Raw genomic sequence first — 19364 nt, 5'->3', positions numbered from 1 at the left:
AACCAAGATGGGGGCTACCTTCAAAAAAAACAAGCTTAAAGAAGGTGTTAAAACGCGCAAAAAGCAAAGGGGCCCGAAGGCCCCTTCTTTAATCCAGCAGCGTGACGCTTAGGCGTCTGGCGCTGCCTTGGCAGCCGGCTCACTGTTTTCGTAGATATACAGTGGCTTGGACTTGCCTTCTATAACGCTTTCGTCGATCACTACTTTACTCACCTCGGACTGCGAGGGGATTTCATACATAGTGTCGAGCAATACACCTTCGAGAATCGAACGCAGTCCACGGGCACCGGTTTTGCGTTCCAGGGCACGTTTGGCGACCGATTTCAGAGCGTCGGCCCGGAATTCCAGGTCTACACCTTCCATCTCGAACAGCTTGGCATACTGTTTGGTCAGAGCATTTTTCGGCTCGGTGAGAATCTGCATCAGCGCAGCCTCATCAAGCTCGTCCAGCGTGGCAAGTACCGGCAGACGACCGACGAATTCCGGAATCAGACCGAACTTGACCAGATCGTCAGGCTCGACTTCACGCAGGGACTCACCGACTTTCTTGCCTTCTTCCTTGCTGCGCACTTCCGCGTTGAAACCGATGCCGCCCTTGGTGGAACGGTTTTGAATAACCTTTTCCAGACCGGAGAACGCACCACCGCAGATGAACAGGATGTTACGGGTGTCGACCTGAAGGAATTCCTGCTGCGGATGCTTGCGACCACCTTGTGGCGGAACGGAAGCGACCGTGCCTTCGATCAACTTGAGCAGGGCCTGCTGCACGCCTTCACCGGAAACGTCCCGGGTGATCGACGGGTTGTCAGATTTGCGCGAGATCTTGTCGATCTCATCGATGTAGACAATGCCCATTTGGGCCTTTTCTACGTCGTAATCGCACTTCTGCAGCAGCTTCTGAATGATGTTTTCGACATCTTCACCCACGTAACCTGCCTCGGTGAGGGTGGTTGCGTCGGCGATGGTGAACGGAACGTTCAGCAAGCGGGCCAGTGTTTCGGCAAGCAGGGTTTTACCCGAGCCTGTCGGGCCGATCAGCAAGATGTTGCTCTTGCCGAGTTCGACATCGTCATTCTTTTTGTCACGCTGGTTCAGGCGCTTGTAGTGGTTGTACACCGCTACGGCCAGAACCTTTTTCGCACGCTCCTGACCAATCACGTACTGATCAAGGATGCCGCTGATTTCTTTAGGCGAAGGCAATTTATGCGCGCTGCTTTCGGCCTGGGCTTCCTGCACCTCCTCACGGATGATGTCATTGCACAGGTCGACGCACTCGTCGCAGATAAAGACCGAGGGACCGGCAATCAATTTGCGCACTTCATGCTGGCTTTTGCCACAGAAGGAGCAATAGAGCAGCTTGCCGTTGTCCTCGCCGTTGCGGGTGTCAGTCATTCGTTCGATCCAAATCCGATAGGCTTGCAACACAAGATGAAGGCTATTGCAGGCTTTTTCAAGCCCGCTGGTGATCGGACGCGCCGACCAACCTTATTTTGAGCTGCTTAATTTAAGCGGGGCGCTGGCTGATCACTTCATCGATCAACCCGTATTCACGCGCTGCTTCTGCACTCATGAAATTATCGCGGTTGGTATCGCGCTCGATTTCTTCAAGAGTGTGCCCGCTATGCTTGGCCATCAGCGTGTTGAGACGCTCACGAATGAAGAGGATTTCCTTGGCATGGATTTCGATATCCGAAGCCTGGCCCTGGAAACCGCCCAGTGGCTGGTGAATCATCACACGCGAGTTCGGCAGGCAGTAACGCTTGCCAGGAGCACCGGCCGTCAATAGAAACGCACCCATGCTGCACGCTTGACCGATACAGGTGGTCGACACGTTTGGCTTGATGAACTGCATGGTGTCATAGATCGACATGCCCGCCGTCACCGAACCGCCCGGGGAGTTGATATAGAGATGGATGTCCTTGTCCGGGTTTTCCGCTTCAAGGAACAGCAGTTGCGCACAGATCAGGTTGGCCATGTAGTCCTCTACCGGACCAACCAGAAAGATCACTCGCTCCTTGAGAAGGCGCGAGTAGATGTCATAGGCGCGCTCACCACGAGCAGACTGCTCGACAACCATCGGGACCAGGCCGCCTGCGGCCTGGATATCAGAGTTCTGCTGAATATACGAATTACGGAACATGCTCTGCAGTCACTCCCAAATAGTTATGTCTTGAATACGCATAAGCCAGCACGAAGGCTGGCTTATGGTGTGTACTTCTTACCGCAAAAACGATCAGTCGGCTTGTGGAGCTTCTACCGGCTTGACTGCTTCTTCGTAAGAGACCGATTTGTCGGTCACGCTAGCTTTCTGCAGAACAGTATCCACAACTTGTTCTTCCAGCACAACCGAACGGACTTCGTTCAGTTGCTGGTCGTTCTTGTAGTACCAAGACACAACCTGCTCAGGCTCCTGGTAAGCCGAAGCCATTTCCTGAATCATTTCACGAACGCGGGCTTCGTCAGGCTTGAGGTCGAATTGCTTGACCACTTCAGCCACGATCAGACCCAGCACAACGCGGCGCTTGGCTTGCTCTTCGAACAGCTCGGCCGGCAGTTGCTCAGGCTTGATGTTGCCACCGAACTGCTGAACAGCCTGCACGCGCAGACGGTCAACTTCGTTGGACAGCAGAGCCTTAGGCACTTCGATCGGGTTGGTGGCCAGCAGACCGTCCATTACCTGATTCTTGACCTTGGATTTGATCGCCTGACGCAGTTCACGCTCCATGTTCTTGCGAACTTCGGTGCGGAAGCCTTCCAGACCAGTTTCCTTGATGCCGAATTGAGCGAAGAATTCTTCGGTCAGTTCTGGCAGTTTTGGCTCGGAAACAGTGTTCACGGTCACGGTGAACTCAGCGGTTTTGCCTGCCAGGTCGAGGTTCTGATAGTCCTCTGGGAAGGTCAGGTTCAGAACGCGCTCTTCGCCGGCTTTAGCGCCAACCAGACCATCTTCAAAACCAGGGATCATGCGGCCGGAACCCAGAACCAGCTGAGTACCTTTGGCGGAACCGCCAGCGAACACTTCACCGTCGACCTTGCCAACGAAATCGATGTTCAACTGGTCTTCGTTTTGAGCAGCGCGATCGGCTACTTCGAAACGGGTGTTCTGCTTGCGCAGCACTTCCAGCATTTTGTCCAGATCGGCATCAGCCACGTCGGCGCTCAGGCGCTCAACTGCGATACCTTCGAAACCGGCAACGGTGAACTCAGGGAACACTTCGAAAATCGCGACGTATTCCAGGTCTTTGCCAGCTTCCAGCGATTTCGGCTCGATCGAAGGAGCGCCAGCCGGGTTCAGCTTCTGCTCTACAACAGCTTCGTAGAAAGAAGACTGGATCACGTCGCCAACAGCTTCCTGACGTGCATCAGCACCGAAACGGCGCTTGATTTCACTCATCGGCACTTTGCCTGGACGGAAGCCAGCAATCTTGGCCTTTTGGGCAGTCTGCTGCAGACGCTTGTTGACCTGAGTCTCGATGCGCTCAGCCGGCACGGTGATGCTCATGCGGCGCTCAAGAGCAGAAGTATTTTCAACAGAAACTTGCATGGATATTCCTCGTTGCACAGACGTTAGCCGGCCGTTTCCGACCCCAGAATCAAGGGCATGCATTCTAGTGGGTCAAACTCAAGAAGTCACCCTACTGAAAACGGGTAAAAAAGCAGCAGGCAATTTATAGGCGGGGACAAACGGTTGTGCCTCGCCCTGTTAGCAAATACAGCCAATCATGCCAGGGCTCTGCACCAATCCTTCTATATATAGAAGGCATCGGCAATCCATCCCTGACAGTCGACCCCACAAGGGGACCAACGGGCGAATCAGCATCATCGAGAAACATAAATCCGACGATCCGAGCCACCCTCTCGACCCAGAACCTGCGGCCGCTTTGAAAATTCAGACTTCTAAAACAAAAAAGGCGCAGCCCTTTTCAGGTGCTGCGCCGTTTTCTGCTATTAAATAGCTACTTGTAATGGTGCGGACGGAGAGACTCGAACTCTCACACCTTGCGGCGCTGGAACCTAAATCCAGTGTGTCTACCAATTCCACCACATCCGCATCAAGCTTTTAAAGCAAAGGCGCCAGACTGTTAATCTGGCGCCTTTCTAAATATGGGGTGGACGAAGGGGATCGAACCCTCGACAACGGGAGTCACAATCCCGTGCTCTACCAACTGAGCTACGCCCACCATATTGCCATGTTGCGTTACTTGTGCCAAAGCTGCCTAATGGCGCACCCGGCAGGACTCGAACCTGCGACCATCCGCTTAGAAGGCGGATGCTCTATCCAGCTGAGCTACGGGCGCCTTGTTAATCTGTATTCTTGGACGATTACAAACTAAGTGCTTTCAGTCTCACCGAATTAAACATCAACTCTGCTCGACCTTCTTAACCAGTGCTAGGCTGTGCCCGACAAGTGCGACGAATGTTATAGGTGACCCTGAAGGTCGTCAACTCTTTTTTAAAAAAAATTCATTTAATTAAAGGGGTTAGGGGAATTTGCAGACCAAGCGCCTTTGCCCTCACCTCATGACATGCGAGAATGCGTTCTCTTTTTTTCCCCTCTCGATGGTTAATCACGCGCAATGACTGCACAACTAATCGACGGCAAATCGATCGCCGCCAGCCTGCGCCAGCAGATCGCCAAACGCGTCAACGAGCGTCGCCAGCAAGGTCTGCGCACGCCCGGCCTCGCGGTGATCCTGGTCGGCAGCGATCCTGCCTCTCAGGTTTATGTCTCGCACAAGCGTAAAGACTGTGAAGAGGTCGGCTTCATTTCCCAAGCCTACGACCTGCCTTCCGAAACCACTCAAGAAGCGCTGACCGATCTGATCGATCGCCTGAACGACGACCCGGCGATTGATGGCGTTCTGCTTCAGCTTCCTCTACCTGAACACCTGGACGCCTCCAAATTGCTGGAGCGCATTCGTCCAGACAAGGACGTCGACGGTTTCCACCCTTATAACGTCGGCCGTCTGGCCCAGCGTATTCCGCTGCTGCGTCCGTGCACGCCTAAAGGCATCATGACGTTGCTGGAAAGCACCGGTGTCGATCTCTACGGGATGGACGCAGTGGTTGTCGGGGCTTCCAACATTGTTGGCCGCCCGATGGCGATGGAATTGCTGCTGGCCGGCTGCACCGTGACCGTCACCCACCGCTTCACCAAGGATCTGGCAGGCCACGTCGGTCGCGCCGATCTGGTGGTGGTCGCCGCCGGCAAGCCGGGCCTGGTAAAGGGTGAGTGGATCAAGGAAGGCGCGATCGTGATCGACGTCGGCATCAACCGCCAGGAAGACGGCAAACTGGTCGGTGACGTGATCTACGACACCGCCCTGCCCCGCGCCGGCTGGATCACTCCAGTCCCGGGTGGCGTTGGCCCGATGACCCGCGCTTGCCTGCTGGAAAACACGCTGTACGCAGCCGAAACACTGCACAGCTGATTCCACCGGCTACGCCGAACAAACAAGAAACCCCGCCGCTGGTGGGGTTTCTCGTTTTCAGCCATGGAACAAGTAATACCCCTGAAGGACTGCCAGACAGAGCAACGGCGAAAACCTTAAATCGTCCTAGACTGATTATCGAAACATCCCATAAACCGTAGACGCGAATCGGGAGGTACGCGCGACGCTGAAAAGGCATCATCCATGAACCCCCGCGGCCTGACTCAACATCGCTTTTTCGTTTTCACTGGAAAACTCGCCGGCCTGCTTTACAGCCTCTTCTGTTACCTGTGTTTTCTGCTCACCGCGCTTTACCTGACGGGTTTTCTCTCAGGCATCGGAGTGCCCAAAGACATTAACTCCGGCTCCAGCCTCGACTGGCCCGTGGCTGCCCTCGTCGACACCTTGCTGATTACGCTGTTTGCCGTACAGCACAGCGGCATGGCGCGAAAACGCTTCAAGCGCTGGTGGACCCGGTTCGTCCCGCCCCCCATCGAGCGCGCGACCTACGTATTGTCGACGTGCCTGCCGCTCGCGCTGCTGTTCTGGCTATGGCAACCCATGGAAACGTCCATCTGGCGCGTAACGTCTGTATGGAGCCACGGATTACTCATGGCTTTATTCTGGCTGGGCCTGGGGCTGGTCGTGCTCGCGACGTTCCTGATCAGCCATTTCGAACTGTTCGGCATAAAGCAGGCACTCAACGCCTTTTACCCCGCCAGACCCGAGAACCCCGCCTTTAAAACCCCTTTACTCTACAAGCTGGTTCGCCACCCGATGTACTTGGGGTTTGTGATGGTGTTCTGGGCGACACCCGACATGACAGCCGGACATCTACTGTTTGCGCTGCTCAACACTCTCTACATCCTGATTGGGGTGCATTTTGAAGAGAAAGATCTGGTGGGTCTGTTTGGGGAGCAATACCGACGCTATCAGCAGAACGTCGCAATGCTGGTGCCTCTGACCAAACGCAAACCCAACCCACGGCGCAACGATCAAAAGTAAGTCAATCCGGCGCCTGCTCACCAAGGGCAGACATCAAAAACATTAAATTTTTTTTCATATAATGCTCTCGCCATACGGGCGCCTAGCGCTTTCGTGGCTCATACTCCTAAAATGCGTCGTTTTTAAGAAACAGCCCGTAACAAAACGGCATATCCACCCTTATGAGTTCGCCAGCGTGAAAATCCGTCTTTCCATCCTGAGCCTTTTTTTTGCATTTACAGGGACTTTCACCACGCCAATGGTCAACGCTGCCGACACCACTTCGGCGCCCCGCGACACCTCACAACTCAAGATCGCGTCCGGCAGCGCATTGCTGCTGGATATGCAGACCAACAAAGTCATCTATGCCAGTAACCCTGACGTGGTAGTGCCGATCGCTTCCGTCAGCAAACTGATGGCTGGCCTGATCGTCGTCGAAGCCAATCAGAACATGGACGAATACCTTTCCATCAACATCAGCGACACGCCGGAAATGAAAGGCGTGTTTTCCCGAGTCAAACTCAAAAGCGAATTGCCGCGCCGGGAAATGCTGCTGATTGCCCTGATGTCCTCGGAAAACCGCGCTGCCGCGAGCCTTGCCCATCACTACCGTGGCGGCTATGTTGCGTTCATTGCAGCGATGAATGCCAAAGCCAAGGCACTGGGCATGACCAGCACCCACTTCGTCGAACCGACCGGTCTCTCCCCTCGCAACGTGTCCACCGCCCGCGACCTGAGCAAACTGTTGATCGCCGCGCACAAGTATCCACTATTGACTGAGCTGAGCACGACCAAGGAAAAAACCGTCTCGTTCCGTAAACCCAATTACAGCCTGGGTTTCCGTAATACCGACCATCTGGTCAGGAAGCCGAACTGGGACATCAAACTGACGAAAACCGGCTTCACCAACGAGGCCGGTCACTGCCTGGTGCTGGTCACCAGCATGGGCAATCGCCAGGTTGCGCTGGTCATCCTCGACGCCTTTGGCAAGTACACGCACTTTGCCGATGCCAGTCGCATTCGCAGCTGGGTGGAAACCGGCAAGGGCACGAACGTGCCGTCTGTAGCCTTGCAGTACAAATCCGACAAGAACCTCAAGCATCGTCAAAGCGGCGTGGTTGAAGCGTCGAAATAACTAAACGACAGATAAAAGAAAGCCCCGAATATTCGGGGCTTTTTTCGTCCGGCGTCAGTCATTGGGCAGCGGCATCTGGTCGTCATCTGGAATGCCGTCCCCGGCACTCGGATCTCTCGTGCCGTGGGGATGTTCCGTTGGCACTACCATCGGACGCGCCAAGGGATCCCTTAACGGATCGTTCGGATCCATCACGGGGTCGATGTCCTTTTCAGGGGTGGTTGGAACGCTGTCCGGACGCTTGTCGTTGAAACTCGAATCGGTAGACATACGCACCTCACTCAGGCTCAGGGTTTCAGATCGGCGAGTGGATCGTAAGGCTTCGCGGGAGCCTTGGGATTGTCGCCCGGCTTCACATCCCTGGGCGCCTTGGCAGGTCCGATGGGGTCGACCTGAGGATCGGCGAGGTCCGGCGAATCGGGATCGAAGCCCAACTCATCACCCGAAGAATGCTCAGACGAGTGCGGGCCGACGGGGGTAGTGGAATGTGCCATGGGCGCCTCCTTTGAGTCTGACCCGGAGAAATCCGGGCCCTACTTCTTTAGAGGTCGGCAAAGTGCAAGGGTGCCCGACAGATGACGAACGGACTTATTGCGCGTTCAGCGCTTTCTTCGCCCTGGCGGCCGCCTGCTCCTGACCTGCCTGGGCAAGGTCGCTCGCTGCCTTGAGCCATCGTTGTTGATCGACATTGGCCGGCAGTTGATTCGGTTTCTGGATCAGCACGGCCCAGCCACCGGCATCCTTGAGCGCCGATTCAAACGAACCGAAGCCCATCAACTCCCGACGATTCATGCCCGAGCGCAGCAGCACTGTCTGCTTCTGACGGTTGTACCCGGCAAGAATGGCGTAACGCGGTTCAGCCCAGAACGCAGAGCCTTCCGTGAAACGCACCATTACCGGGTAACCGGCCGCCACCTGAGTCAACAGTGCAGGCAGATTGCTGTCGAGGGGATAGACGACCATGCCGTACTCGCGAGCGAGGTTCTGCATGTTCTGCTGCAACTGGGCTTCGGCACCCGGCAAATGCAACGGTTTTTCGAGCAACCCCGGGGTAATCACAATGCCTTGCTGGGACAACATGCTGGCCAGCACTTGCGGCCCACTCTGATTCGCCACGCCACGGTAGAAGGTGCCACTGAGCTCTACTCGCTCCGGCAGACGCTTGATTTCAGGCGCCACACTCCCCGCGCAGCCAGCCAGACCTGCAACACAGCCAACGACCAGCACTAACGATCGAATTCGAGAAAATACCCGCACCATCATCACTCTCTTGATTTAGACGCCAGGCATTCGCGCTTCCGGCTTGGCCGTCGATCATAGGACGCCGCGCGGCAGCGGTATAGCCTTAACCGGCAGATGATGGCATTCGATAGAGCGAACTGATTGGTGACAGCCGACCTTTGGTCAATAGTCTGAAACACAGCAGCGACTAGACTGTCATGTGCAAAGAGTGTGTGCCCGCAGCAGGGCGAAGAGGAGGCACTGATGAGCCTGACAATGACCATTGTGATGTTGATTTCTGGCTGGCTGGCCGTTGCCGCCGCCATGTTATGGGGAGTCCTGCGTATTACCCGTCGGCACCATCATCCGGCTCAGTCGACGCCGGTGGCGAAACCCGATAAAACCGCTGAGCAGCACGCTACCGCGCACTGACCGACACCCTTATGTACCCAAACAAAAACGGCCGCCTGGCTCTTTCGAGCGCAGGCGGCCGTTTCGTTTAACGCAGGTTAAGCTTCAGCGGCTAAACGCTTCTGCTTCGCCCGTCGCGACATCATGTTCAAACCCTCGATCGTTGCCGAGAACGCCATGGCCGCATACACGTAGCCTTTCGGTACATGGGCTCCGAAGCCTTCGGCGATCAGCGTCATGCCGATCATGATCAGGAAGCCCAGCGCCAGCATCACCACCGTCGGGTTGTCGTTGATGAACTTGGCCAGAGGATCAGCCGCCAGCAACATCACCAGTACCGACACCACCACCGCGATGATCATGATCGGCAAATGCTCGGTCATGCCGACAGCGGTAATGATGCTGTCGATGGAGAACACCATGTCCAGCATCAGGATCTGACCGATCGCGGCAGCGAAGCCCAGGGTCACGGCCGAGGTCGCCGACTTCGGATCATCCGGCGCCGGGTCCATGCTGTGATGGATCTCGGTGGTCGCCTTCCACAACAGGAACAGGCCGCCGGCGATCAGGATCATGTCCTTCCAGGAGAACGTCTGGCCGAAGATATCGATCACAGGCTCAGTCAACTGGACGATGAACGCGATGGTGCTCAGCAACGCCAGTCGCAGGATCAGCGCCATGCCGATACCAATGCGCCGCGCCTTCTGCCGGTGCTGCTCGGGCAGTTTATTGGTCAGGATCGAAATGAAGATCAGGTTATCGATGCCGAGCACGATTTCCATGACGATCAACGTGGCCAGGGCGACCCAGGCGGTGGGGCTTGCAGCAAGTTCTAAAAGGTATTCCATGGGTCAGTCCTGACTCTTTTAAGACGGTTTAGATTTCCTGGGACGAAGATTCGGTTTTGTCCGTTTCTTTGCCCGGTTGTTCTTTTTTGCTGATCAGCCCGCCAGTGGCATCACTGATTGCCTGCTCTGCGGCTTTGTGGGTGTCGTCGATCGCTTGTTTGGCGGTTTCGGCAGCCTTGCCCATCAGTTGCTGAGCGCTTTTTTCGGCCTGGTCACAACCGGCCAATACCAGTAAAGACGTGATCAGCAGTGCCGTGGTTTTAAGCTTCATGATGCTTTCCTCGATAGAACAGACAGGGCGAAAAGGCCACCCGTCGATAGCGGGGCATTCTATGGAGGCAAACACTTCAGGAAAATTCGTATTTTTAGCGGTTATACTTCGGTTTTAACGAACTGTAGGTCGCCATGCTCAACTATCGACAGCTGCATTACTTCTGGGTGGTGGCCAAGACTGGCAGCATCGTGCGCGCCTGCGAACAGCTGAACCTGACGCCGCAGACCATTAGCGGGCAGATTTCCCTGCTCGAACAAACCTATGGCATCGAGTTGTTTCGCCGGGTCGGCCGGCAGCTGGAGCTCACCGAAGCCGGCCGTCAGACCCTGCCCTACGCCGAGCAAATGTTTCAGCTGGGCGGCGAACTGGAGCTGATGCTAAGAGCTCAGCCCAACGAACAGCAGATTCTGTTTCGGGTTGGCGTGGCCGACGTGGTGCCCAAATCCATCGTCTATCGCCTGATCGCGCCGACCATGGAATTGAGCGAGCCGCTGCGCATCACCTGTCGCGAAGACAAACTGGAACGCCTGCTCGCCGACCTGGCGATCCAGCGTCTCGACCTGGTGATCTCCGACAGCCCGATGCCCTCGCACCTGGACATCAAGGGCTACAGCCAGAAACTCGGGGAATGCGGGATCAGCTTCTTCGCCACTGCTGAACTGGCGGCGCAATACGGTCAGGATTTCCCCCGCAGCCTGCACGGCGCACCGCTGCTGATTCCAGGGCCGGAGACCGTGGTGCGCAGTCGCTTGCAGCGCTGGTTTGCCGAGCAGCAGATCCAGCCGCGCATCGTCGGCGAGTTCGACGACAGCGCCTTGATGCAGGCTTTCGGCCAATCCGGCAGCGGGATTTTCATCGGCCCGAGCGTGATTGCCGATGAAGTGATACGCCAATACGGTGTGGAGTTGATTGGCCAGACCGACGCGGTGACCGAGTCGTTCTACGCCATTTCGGTGGAACGCAAGGTCAAGCACCCCGGCATTGTCGCGATTACCGAAGGTGCCCGACGCGAGCTGTTCACCGAGCTGTGAGGTGTCAGGCGCAGACTTCGCGGGGCTTGAAGGTCATCAGCGCGATGGCCAAGAGGATCGAGGCGAGGATAAAAGCGGCCGCCGCGAAACCAAGACCTTGCAGCCCTACACCGTCGATGACCCGACCGCCGATCATCGCGCCCAGGCCGATCCCGAGGTTAGCCCCGGCAATGTTCAGCGATGCCGCGAACGCCGGCGCTTCGGGTGCAGCCTTCATCAATCGCACATGGCTGACCAGGAACAACGCCGCCTGAGTCACGCCCCAGATCCCCATCGCCGCAGCCAGACCCAGCGGCGAATGAATGTTCGGCACCAACGCCACCAGGCCGGCGATCATGAATGCGCAGAACATCATCGAGGCGATCAACGGATGACGATCCACCGCGCGGCCGCCCAGTGAGTTGCCGATCAACCCGACCGCGCCGAAGCCCATCAGGCACCAGCCGACCACCGTGCCGTTGAAACCGGCCAGTCGCTCAAGAATGTCCGCCAGGTAGGTGTAAGCGGTGAACATGCCGCTGAACACCAGGATCGACAGCAGCACATGCCCCACCATCAGCGGGCTGCGCAGGATTCTGAACTGCGAGCGTAAGCTCACCTGATGCTGATGCAGATTTGTTTTTGGCAGGTAGATAAACAGCAGCAACGCCTTGGCAAACGCGATCACCGCCAGAATGCCGAAGGCACTGCGCCAACCGAACGCATCGGAGATCAGTGTGCCCACCGGAATGCCGAACACCGTGGCGCAAACAATGCCGAAACCAATCTTGGCGATGGCGCGACCGGCGTAGTCCGGGCCGACAATGTCCACCGCGGTTTCACTGGCCAGCGCCCAGAACACCGGCAGCCCCAACGCGGGGATCAACCGGGCGACGGACATCACCCAGATGTTCGGCGCAAATGCCGCGAGGGTGTTGGCCAGGCCGAACATGATCAGCACCGAGATGAACAATTTGCGGCGCTCGAACCTTGCGAAATACGCGGTCAGGAACGGCCCGAATGCGGCGACCGTAAAGGCGAACAAAGTCACCAGCAAACCCGCCTGGGGGATGCTGACTTCAAGGTCTCGAGCGATCGCTGGCAACAGGCCGACGATGATGAATTCCGTGGTCAGCACCGTGAAACCGGCAGCAGACAACAGAAGGATGGGCAACAGCATGCAGAACTCCAGAAAACGACGACACCAGCGATAGCCCGAAGGCCCACTGGCATGACTTGAAAATGAGGATGGCGAATCTTAACAGAGTGTTTCCAATCAGGGTTGCACGAACCTGCCGATCTCGTTGCCCCTTCGGGCGGCAGATCGTCACAGGTCTGAAGGATGAAGACCACGCTGTGATAAAGTCCGCGCCCTGCGATACGTACACCCTGTTCATCGGCCATTGATTGGCATTGATGTCGCGATACCCCGCACCTAATAAAATCAGAGATGCCGTTTTATGACCGCCTCATCCCCTTCGCTATGGTTACGCCTGAAACGCTTAAGCCTGGTCACACAAATCATCATTGGCCTGATCGCCGGGATTGCCCTGGCCCTGTTCGCGCCGGAGGTGGCAAAGTCCACCGCGTTTATCGGCAAAGTCTTCGTATCGGCGCTTAAAGCTGTCGCGCCGATTCTGGTGTTCGTGCTGGTCATGGCCTCGATTGCCAACCATAAGCACGGCCAGGAAACCCACATCCGGCCGATTCTGTTTCTGTATCTGCTGGGGACTTTCGCGGCGGCGGTGGTGGCCGTTGTCGCCAGTACGCTGTTCCCGTCGAGCCTGGTATTGGCAACTCAAGACGTTGCGGTCACTGCGCCGGGCGGTATCAGTGAAGTGCTGCAAAGTCTGCTGTTGAGCGTGGTCGACAACCCGGTCAGCGCGCTGATGAATGCCAATTTCATCGGCATTCTGGCGTGGGCGATTGGCATGGGCGTTGCCATTCGCCATGCCGGTGACACCACTCGCGAGGTGCTCGGCGACTTGTCCAACGGCGTGACCCTGATCGTGCGTTTGGTGATTCGTTTTGCGCCGCTGGGCATTTTCGGCCTGGTGGCTTCGACCCTCGCCACCTCCGGTTTCGGTGCCTTGATCGGCTACGTGCATCTGCTGGCGGTTTTGCTGGGCTGCATGCTGTTTGTCGCGCTGGTGATGAACCCGGTCATCGTGTTCTGGAAGCTGCGTCGCAACCCGTATCCACTGGTGATCATGTGCTTGCGCGAAAGCGGCATCACTGCATTTTTCACCCGCAGCTCGGCGGCGAACATTCCGGTCAATCTGGAACTGAGCAAGCGCCTGGGCCTGCACGAAGACACCTACTCGGTTTCGATTCCGTTGGGCGCGACCATCAACATGGCCGGCGCGGCGATCACCATTACCGTGCTGACCCTGGCCGCCGTGCATACGCTGGGCATCGCCGTGGACGTTCCGACCGCCATCCTGCTGAGCGTCGTCGCCGCGATCTGCGCCTGTGGCGCTTCGGGCGTGGCGGGCGGCTCGTTGCTGTTGATTCCACTGGCGTGCAGCCTGTTTGGCATTCCAAGCGAAATCGCCATGCAGGTGGTGGCGGTCGGGTTCATCATCGGTGTGCTGCAGGACTCGGCGGAGACCGCGCTGAACTCCTCCACCGACGTATTGTTCACTGCGGCGGCGTGCCTGGGTGAAGAGCAAAAGGCTGAGCGTCTCGCATAGCGTATCTGTAGGAGCCAGGCTTGCCGGCGAAGGCGCACCTGAGATCGCCTTCGCCGGCAAGCCTGGCTCCTACAGGTATTGCATGAGCCGCCAATCCCGAACATCCCCCGATCCGCAGGATCAAAAAAGCCCGCCAAGGCGCGAACCTTGGCGGGCTTTTGTATATCCGGGAGGTTTAGAACGCGCCCATGTAATCGCGCTTGCCCACTTCCACACCGTTGTGACGCAGCAGTGCGTAGGTGGTGGTGACGTGGAAGAAGAATTGCGGCAGACCGTAGCTCAGCAGGTAAGCCTGGCCAGTGAAGCGCTTCTCTTTCGGCGTGCCCTGACGGGTGATGATTTCGATGCCTTCCTTGCCGTCGATCTGCTCCGGTTTGATCTCGCCGATGAAGGCCAGCACTTTGGCGATCAGCGCTTGCAGCTCGGCGAAGGTGGTTTCGGTGTCGTCGTATTTCGGCAGTTCAACTTCGGCCAGACGCGCGGAAACGCCCTTGGCGAAATCAACGGCGATCTGCACCTGACGGACCAGCGGGAACATGTCCGGGTACAGACGGGCTTGCAGGAAAGCATTTGGGTCGATGTTCTTGGCGGTGGCGTGGGCTTCGGCCTTGTTCAAAACGTCGCTCAGGGCGTTGAGCATTTGTTTGAAAACCGGGACGGAAGCGGCGTACAGGGAAATAGTCATGGCAGTCTCGTGTTGTGACAGGAGGGAAACGTGGGGCGATTATAGCCATGCGCGGTCCCAGGTGAAGCGATAGATATTGGCTGGCTGTCCGGGATGACAACGGCCGTTATCAGCATCGGCACCGACGATCGACCACTGCGCGCGCGAAGTTTCGCCCAGCTCATGGGCGGCCTGTGGATTGAAACACCGGCTCAGCAGTTCATCCGGCACCAAGGCGTACGCCTGACGGTGTTCGCGCAGCCATTGAGCGGCCTGCTCGACCGTGGAGCCGATCATCCCGAAATGCACGATCGGTTGTCGGGCGAATAACCAATGGCCTTCGCGCCAGTTGACCAACACCAGGTCTGCGCCCTGGGTCATTGCCGCTGCTTGCGCCATCAGCGCCTCGTGGGGATTGGGTCCGTCCTTGACCGGGTCGATGAAACCGCGAGCGAACCACAACGTGAACCACGTGACGGCCAACACCTGGAATACCCGCCGACCGCGCGGGCGCTTGCCGAACCAGCGCTTGAGCAGCCATGGAATCAGCGGCGCTGCAACCAGCACCAGCCCGGGCAACGCCGGATAGATGTACAACTTGCGTTTGCCACTGCTCAGGCAGAAAAACAATACGACCAGTACGACCCAACCCAGCAGCACCAGCACTCGACCGTCGCGCTTGTGCAGCTGCCTGCGCCAGGCGGGCACGAGCCACGGCAAGGCCAGCACCAACGGCAACCAGTATTGCGGGATGACGTTGACGAAGAAGTACCAGAACGGTTCTCGGTGATCCCACGCGGCGGCATAGCGCCCCGCCGTCTGGCGCAGCAGAATTTCCCGTGCGTAGGCGATTTCGTCAGCGGCGCCATTGAATGCGATGGACACCGCCAAGGGCAGTAGCCAGATCGCGACGGCGCCAAGCACCAACAAAAAACCCAGGCACCACTTGCGCGCCTCACCCGGCATGGCCACCACGCCAGGCCAGCCTTTGCGCACCGCGTAGGCATACGGAATCAGCATCAACGCCGGAACGAAGCCGACCCCTTTGGTGATCACGCCAATGCCCATGGCCGCGCAACCCACGTAGAACCAACGCCAGGCGGGCCCCAGCAACAGGTGACGGGCCAGGCCGTACAGGCCCAGAGAAGTGAACAGAATCAGAAAGCTGTCAATCTGACCGGTCCGCAGAATGCTGTACGTCTGATACGTGGCCAGGTACAACAGCGCTGCTGTTCGTCCGGCCCGCTGATTCCATAACCGGCGACCCAGGTCGTAGAGCATGGCCGTGACCGATGTGGCAGACAAAAGCCCCGGAATATAAAGGGCAAGGGCGGGCATCCCGGTGACCCAGGTGAAAAACGCCACCGTCCACATGAAAATCGGTGGTTTATCACCGTAGATCTCCGCGGCTCGGTGCGGAATCAGCCAAGAACCGTTGTGCAGCATCTCCAGCGCAACGCCGAGGAATCGCTCCTCGTCGACATTCTGCGGCTGACGCAGCCCGAACCCGGCGCCAACCAATAACAGAGCAAGCAACATCAGCCCCAGGCATTCGACGCTGGGTGACAGGGTTCGGCGCACGGTTCAGTCCTTCAAGGTTTTGCTGCGGGCAATCAATTGCAGGTTGCGCAAATAAACGATGGAGCCGAACGCCTGACCGGCGATGAAAACCGGGTCCTGTCGGTAAATGGCGTAAGCGAACAGCAGCGCACTGCCGACGATGCTCAGGTACCAGAAGCTCACCGGAATTACGCTGCGTTTCTTGTATTCGCTGTACAGCCACTGCAGGACAAAGCGACCGGTGAAGGCGATCTGGCCACTGAAACCGACCACCAGCCACAGGGTTTCGCGGGACAGGTTCATCCATCGATCTCCTGCGCATGGGCATGCAGACGCGTGCGCCTGATCAGCCACCAGACGCCGATCAGATCGAGAATGCCCACCAGAGCGCGGTCGATGTTTCCGTATTTGGATACCCCGGCCGTGCGAGGCCGATGGTTGACCGGGTGGGTGATCATCCGGCCGTTATGCCGTTGGATCAGCGCAGGGATGAACCGGTGCATGTGGTCGAAGTACGGCAAGCGCAGAAACGCCGCCCGCTCGATCAGTTTCAGCCCGCAGCCGGTGTCCGGCGTCTGGTCCTTGAGCATCCGGCTGCGCAACCCGTTGGCAAAACGCGAGGCCCAACGCTTGCTCGCGGTATCGCGACGGTTGACCCGGTGCCCGGCCACCAACTGAAGGTCGACGCTCCCCTGCTCGCTGCGCACTAATGCCAGCATGCCGGGAATATCCGCCGGGTCGTTCTGACCGTCGCCATCGAGCGTGGCCAGCCATTGGCCCCGGGCGGTGAGCGCCGCATGGTAGAGCGAAGTGCTCTGCCCCAGCGAACGCTCATGGCGCAGGATACGCAACGTGCTCAGGCCGCTGTGCCGGGTCTGCTGCAGTTCCTGCAAGGAAGCGTCAGTACTGCCATCGTCCACAACGATGATTTCATAGGCCTCATCGGCCAGTGCGATACGGATTTCTTCGAGCAGCGATGTGAGATTACTCGCCTCGTTCTTTGCCGGAATCAGCACGGATACAAATATGTCTTGGCTCATAGAGGCCCCTATTACCCTGGATTTTTATGATCAAGGGCCAACGTTTCATCTCTGATAAAAGTGGCGGTACCACTTCACAAATTCCGCGACGCCGGCCTCAACCGTCACTTGTGGACGGAAATCGACCCACTGCGCCAATGCCGACACATCCGCCCAGGTCTTGACCACATCGCCAGCCTGCAGCGGCAGGAAGTTGCGCCGGGCTTCCCTGTCCAATGCCGACTCCAGACACTCGACGAAATCCAGCAGCGCCACTGGCGTACCGCGCCCGATGTTGAAGATCCGGTTGGCGCCATCGCCAGGTCCGTCCGATAACGGCGGTCTTGGGCGCAGGCGCGCAATGCTTTCGACGATGTCGTCGATGTAGGTGAAGTCGCGCGACATCTGGCCTTGGTTGTAGAGGTCAATCGGCCTGCCGTTGAGGATCGCTTCGGTAAATTTGAACAGCGCCATGTCGGGGCGCCCCCAAGGTCCGTAAACGGTAAAAAAACGCAGGCCGCTGGCCTTCAGTCCATACAGATGGCAATAGCTGTGGGCCATCAGCTCGTTGGCACGCTTACTGGCGGCATACAACGAAATCGGATGATCGACGGGGTCTTCGACGCTGAACGGCATTTTGCTGTTGGTGCCGTACACCGAGCTGCTCGATGCATAAATCAGATGCTCGGGGCGGTGGTGCCGGCAGGCTTCCAGCACGTTCAGAAAACCCGCCAGGTTCGATTGCGCATACACGTCCGGGTTGTCCAGCGAGTAGCGAACGCCCGCCTGGGCTGCCAGATGGATAACCTCTGTGAAGCCGTGATCCTTGAACAATGCCATCAAGGCCGGTTTGTCGACGATATCCAGCGTCTGGAAACGAAAGCCCGAAAAGGGCTTCAGTTCCTTGAGCCGTGCGTGTTTGAGTTCCACGCTGTAGTAGTCGTTGAGATTATCGATACCGACCACCTCAAGACCTTCCTGACACAAGCGCTTGACCGTGTGATACCCGATGAAACCGGCGGCGCCGGTGACCAGTACGGTCATAGCGGGCGCGCGCCGATCAGCGCATTATTGCGGGTCGATACCCACGTCAGCTTCATGCCTTGCTCCACTGCACAATTAATAAGGCCGGTGACGTCGTCGATGGGAATTTTCGCCGTACCCGTGATGAACCGCAGTCATCTGCAGCCCTGCATACGGTGCACGTCTGATTGTTAAGATGGCGTAACAGATTGATTTAGGTTTTGTGACCATTGCCCAAGTACGGCGACGAATTCAGTTGCCATTGGCACACGTCAATCTAAAGTGCATGCCAGCAGGAGAAAATCATGAACCCGGGAAGGAATGCAGAATCATGAGCACTGAGCAAGAAACGACCTTCGACGAGCCGCGACTCAACAGCACGGAAATCCGCATTCTGGGTTCGCTGATCGAAAAACAGGCCACCAGCCCGGAAACCTATCCGCTGACCCTCAATGCGCTGGTGATTGCCTGTAACCAGAAAACCAGCCGCGAGCCGGTGATGAACCTCACCCAGGGTCAGGTCGGCCAAAGCCTGCGCGCCCTCGAAGGACGCGGCTTTACCAAACTGGTGATGGGCAGTCGTGCGGATCGCTGGGAACACAAAGTCGACAAGGCACTGGAACTGGTGCCGGCTCAGGTCATTCTTGCGGGGCTGCTATTCCTGCGTGGTCCGCAAACGGTCAATGAACTGCTGACCCGCAGCGGCCGCATGCATGACTTCGAAGATGCCGAGCAGGTGGTGCATCAACTGGAACGCTTGATCGCTCGCGGTCTGGCGCTGCTGATCCCGCGCCAGGCCGGTCAGCGCGAAGACCGCTACATGCACGCCTTGGGCGACCCGGCGGACATCGAAGTGATCCTGGCAGCACGGCAGAACCCGACCGAGCGTGGCGCGGGTGGCGGCGTATCGGTTGAACGGATCGAAGAGCTGGAGGCGCGAATTGCGGCGCTGGAAGAGCGTCTGGCCCGCCTCGAATAACCTAACAACAAAGATCGAATGTGGGAGCGGGCTTGCTCGCGAAGGGGCCATAACATTCACTATCATGGGTGACTGTCATACCGCTTTCGCGAGCAAGCCCGCTCCCACATT

At 57.6% G+C, this 19364-nt stretch carries 20 protein-coding genes, 3 tRNA genes and 1 pseudogene; 7 read left to right on the top strand and 17 right to left on the bottom strand.

The window, feature by feature from the left end; translation table 11 throughout:
• Nucleotides 1–108: 108 nt before the first annotated feature.
• The 6 genes from clpX to CKW16_RS13745 all read right to left on the bottom strand — a co-directional run bounded on the left by clpX (nucleotide 109) and on the right by CKW16_RS13745 (nucleotide 4298).
• Nucleotides 109–1392 (bottom strand): ATP-dependent Clp protease ATP-binding subunit ClpX, encoded by a 1284-nt coding sequence (gene clpX / locus CKW16_RS13770; protein ID WP_007946893.1) that lies wholly within the window; start codon nucleotides 1390–1392, stop codon nucleotides 109–111.
• 112 nt (nucleotides 1393–1504) lie between these two features.
• Nucleotides 1505–2140 carry an ATP-dependent Clp endopeptidase proteolytic subunit ClpP gene (gene clpP / locus CKW16_RS13765; RefSeq protein WP_046047575.1) on the bottom strand — a complete coding sequence of 212 codons (636 nt, stop codon included), beginning with the start codon at nucleotides 2138–2140 and terminating at the stop codon, nucleotides 1505–1507.
• A 93-nt stretch (nucleotides 2141–2233) separates the two neighbouring features.
• Nucleotides 2234–3544, bottom strand: coding sequence for a trigger factor (gene tig / locus CKW16_RS13760; protein WP_046047576.1), 1311 nt, complete (start codon nucleotides 3542–3544; stop codon nucleotides 2234–2236).
• A 422-nt stretch (nucleotides 3545–3966) separates the two neighbouring features.
• Nucleotides 3967–4051 (bottom strand) — tRNA-Leu (locus CKW16_RS13755).
• A 54-nt stretch (nucleotides 4052–4105) separates the two neighbouring features.
• Nucleotides 4106–4181, bottom strand: a tRNA-His gene (locus CKW16_RS13750).
• A gap of 40 nt (nucleotides 4182–4221) precedes the next feature.
• Nucleotides 4222–4298: transfer RNA gene (locus tag CKW16_RS13745), tRNA-Arg, on the bottom strand.
• Nucleotides 4299–4577: 279 nt separating this feature from the next.
• Between CKW16_RS13745 and folD the strand changes: the two genes are divergently transcribed.
• The 3 genes from folD to pbpG all read left to right on the top strand — a co-directional run bounded on the left by folD (nucleotide 4578) and on the right by pbpG (nucleotide 7551).
• Nucleotides 4578–5432 (top strand): bifunctional methylenetetrahydrofolate dehydrogenase/methenyltetrahydrofolate cyclohydrolase FolD, encoded by an 855-nt coding sequence (folD, locus tag CKW16_RS13740; protein WP_008148421.1) that lies wholly within the window; start codon nucleotides 4578–4580, stop codon nucleotides 5430–5432.
• Between the two features lie 204 nt (nucleotides 5433–5636).
• Nucleotides 5637–6437: a methanethiol S-methyltransferase gene (mddA, locus tag CKW16_RS13735; RefSeq protein WP_095128886.1), complete on the top strand. Its 801-nt coding sequence runs from the start codon at nucleotides 5637–5639 to the stop codon at nucleotides 6435–6437.
• Nucleotides 6438–6612: 175 nt separating this feature from the next.
• Nucleotides 6613–7551, top strand: coding sequence for a D-alanyl-D-alanine endopeptidase (pbpG, locus tag CKW16_RS13730; protein ID WP_095128885.1), 939 nt, complete (start codon nucleotides 6613–6615; stop codon nucleotides 7549–7551).
• Nucleotides 7552–7605: 54 nt separating this feature from the next.
• Here pbpG and CKW16_RS13725 read toward each other — a convergent pair whose 3' ends face one another.
• From CKW16_RS13725 to CKW16_RS13715, 3 genes and pseudogenes are all read right to left on the bottom strand, one after another.
• A complete protein-coding gene (locus CKW16_RS13725; RefSeq protein ID WP_074878456.1) occupies nucleotides 7606–7821 on the bottom strand; it encodes a hypothetical protein in 216 nt (71 codons plus the stop codon).
• Nucleotides 7822–7838: 17 nt separating this feature from the next.
• Nucleotides 7839–8045 (bottom strand): DUF6021 family protein, encoded by a 207-nt coding sequence (locus tag CKW16_RS13720; RefSeq protein WP_027925384.1) that lies wholly within the window; start codon nucleotides 8043–8045, stop codon nucleotides 7839–7841.
• 94 nt (nucleotides 8046–8139) lie between these two features.
• Nucleotides 8140–8869, bottom strand: a pseudogene (locus CKW16_RS13715) (peptidase C39 family protein).
• Nucleotides 8870–9036: 167 nt separating this feature from the next.
• Here CKW16_RS13715 and CKW16_RS13710 point away from each other — a divergent pair.
• On the top strand, nucleotides 9037–9204 hold the full coding sequence (locus CKW16_RS13710; protein WP_165934015.1) for a hypothetical protein: 168 nt from the start codon (nucleotides 9037–9039) through the stop codon (nucleotides 9202–9204).
• Between the two features lie 77 nt (nucleotides 9205–9281).
• On the opposite strand, the gene CKW16_RS13705 is transcribed toward CKW16_RS13710, so the two are convergent.
• Both CKW16_RS13705 and CKW16_RS13700 read right to left on the bottom strand, forming a co-directional pair.
• Nucleotides 9282–10031, bottom strand: a complete 750-nt coding sequence (locus tag CKW16_RS13705) for a TerC family protein (protein WP_095128882.1) — start codon at nucleotides 10029–10031, stop codon at nucleotides 9282–9284.
• A 28-nt stretch (nucleotides 10032–10059) separates the two neighbouring features.
• Nucleotides 10060–10302, bottom strand: a complete 243-nt coding sequence (locus CKW16_RS13700; RefSeq protein WP_095128881.1) for a hypothetical protein — start codon at nucleotides 10300–10302, stop codon at nucleotides 10060–10062.
• 134 nt (nucleotides 10303–10436) lie between these two features.
• Between CKW16_RS13700 and nhaR the strand changes: the two genes are divergently transcribed.
• Complete coding sequence (gene nhaR, locus CKW16_RS13695) at nucleotides 10437–11336, top strand: transcriptional activator NhaR (protein WP_095128880.1); 900 nt, start codon at nucleotides 10437–10439, stop codon at nucleotides 11334–11336.
• A gap of 4 nt (nucleotides 11337–11340) precedes the next feature.
• On the opposite strand, the gene CKW16_RS13690 is transcribed toward nhaR, so the two are convergent.
• Nucleotides 11341–12495, bottom strand: coding sequence for an MFS transporter (locus CKW16_RS13690; protein ID WP_095128879.1), 1155 nt, complete (start codon nucleotides 12493–12495; stop codon nucleotides 11341–11343).
• A gap of 280 nt (nucleotides 12496–12775) precedes the next feature.
• Here CKW16_RS13690 and sstT point away from each other — a divergent pair, with 280 nt between their 5' ends.
• Nucleotides 12776–14008, top strand: coding sequence for a serine/threonine transporter SstT (gene sstT, locus CKW16_RS13685; protein ID WP_095128878.1), 1233 nt, complete (start codon nucleotides 12776–12778; stop codon nucleotides 14006–14008).
• A gap of 175 nt (nucleotides 14009–14183) precedes the next feature.
• Here the strand turns inward: sstT and CKW16_RS13680 are convergent, their stop codons facing one another.
• The 5 genes from CKW16_RS13680 to CKW16_RS13660 are packed head-to-tail and all read right to left on the bottom strand — an operon-like array spanning nucleotide 14184 to nucleotide 18295.
• Nucleotides 14184–14693, bottom strand: a complete 510-nt coding sequence (locus CKW16_RS13680) for a DUF1993 family protein (protein ID WP_008148402.1) — start codon at nucleotides 14691–14693, stop codon at nucleotides 14184–14186.
• Nucleotides 14694–14732: 39 nt separating this feature from the next.
• Nucleotides 14733–16253: a glycosyltransferase family 39 protein gene (locus CKW16_RS13675; protein WP_095128877.1), complete on the bottom strand. Its 1521-nt coding sequence runs from the start codon at nucleotides 16251–16253 to the stop codon at nucleotides 14733–14735.
• A 3-nt stretch (nucleotides 16254–16256) separates the two neighbouring features.
• Nucleotides 16257–16535 carry a lipid-A-disaccharide synthase N-terminal domain-containing protein gene (locus CKW16_RS13670; protein WP_076028031.1) on the bottom strand — a complete coding sequence of 93 codons (279 nt, stop codon included), beginning with the start codon at nucleotides 16533–16535 and terminating at the stop codon, nucleotides 16257–16259.
• On the bottom strand, nucleotides 16532–17272 hold the full coding sequence (locus CKW16_RS13665) for a glycosyltransferase (protein ID WP_095128876.1): 741 nt from the start codon (nucleotides 17270–17272) through the stop codon (nucleotides 16532–16534). Before CKW16_RS13665 ends, CKW16_RS13670 begins: the two co-directional genes overlap by 4 nt.
• Before the next feature lie 45 nt (nucleotides 17273–17317).
• Nucleotides 17318–18295, bottom strand: coding sequence for an NAD-dependent epimerase (locus tag CKW16_RS13660; protein WP_095128875.1), 978 nt, complete (start codon nucleotides 18293–18295; stop codon nucleotides 17318–17320).
• A 310-nt stretch (nucleotides 18296–18605) separates the two neighbouring features.
• Between CKW16_RS13660 and CKW16_RS13655 the strand changes: the two genes are divergently transcribed.
• A complete protein-coding gene (locus CKW16_RS13655) occupies nucleotides 18606–19253 on the top strand; it encodes a YceH family protein (RefSeq protein WP_074878482.1) in 648 nt (215 codons plus the stop codon).
• The last annotated feature ends 111 nt before the right edge of the window (nucleotides 19254–19364 follow it).

Source organism: Pseudomonas sp. Irchel s3h14 (assembly GCF_900187425.1).
In the GTDB taxonomy this organism is placed as follows: Bacteria; Pseudomonadota; Gammaproteobacteria; order Pseudomonadales; family Pseudomonadaceae; genus Aquipseudomonas.
The sequence above is the reverse complement of the archived record's forward strand: the minus strand, read 5'-3'. Positions and strand labels throughout refer to the sequence as shown.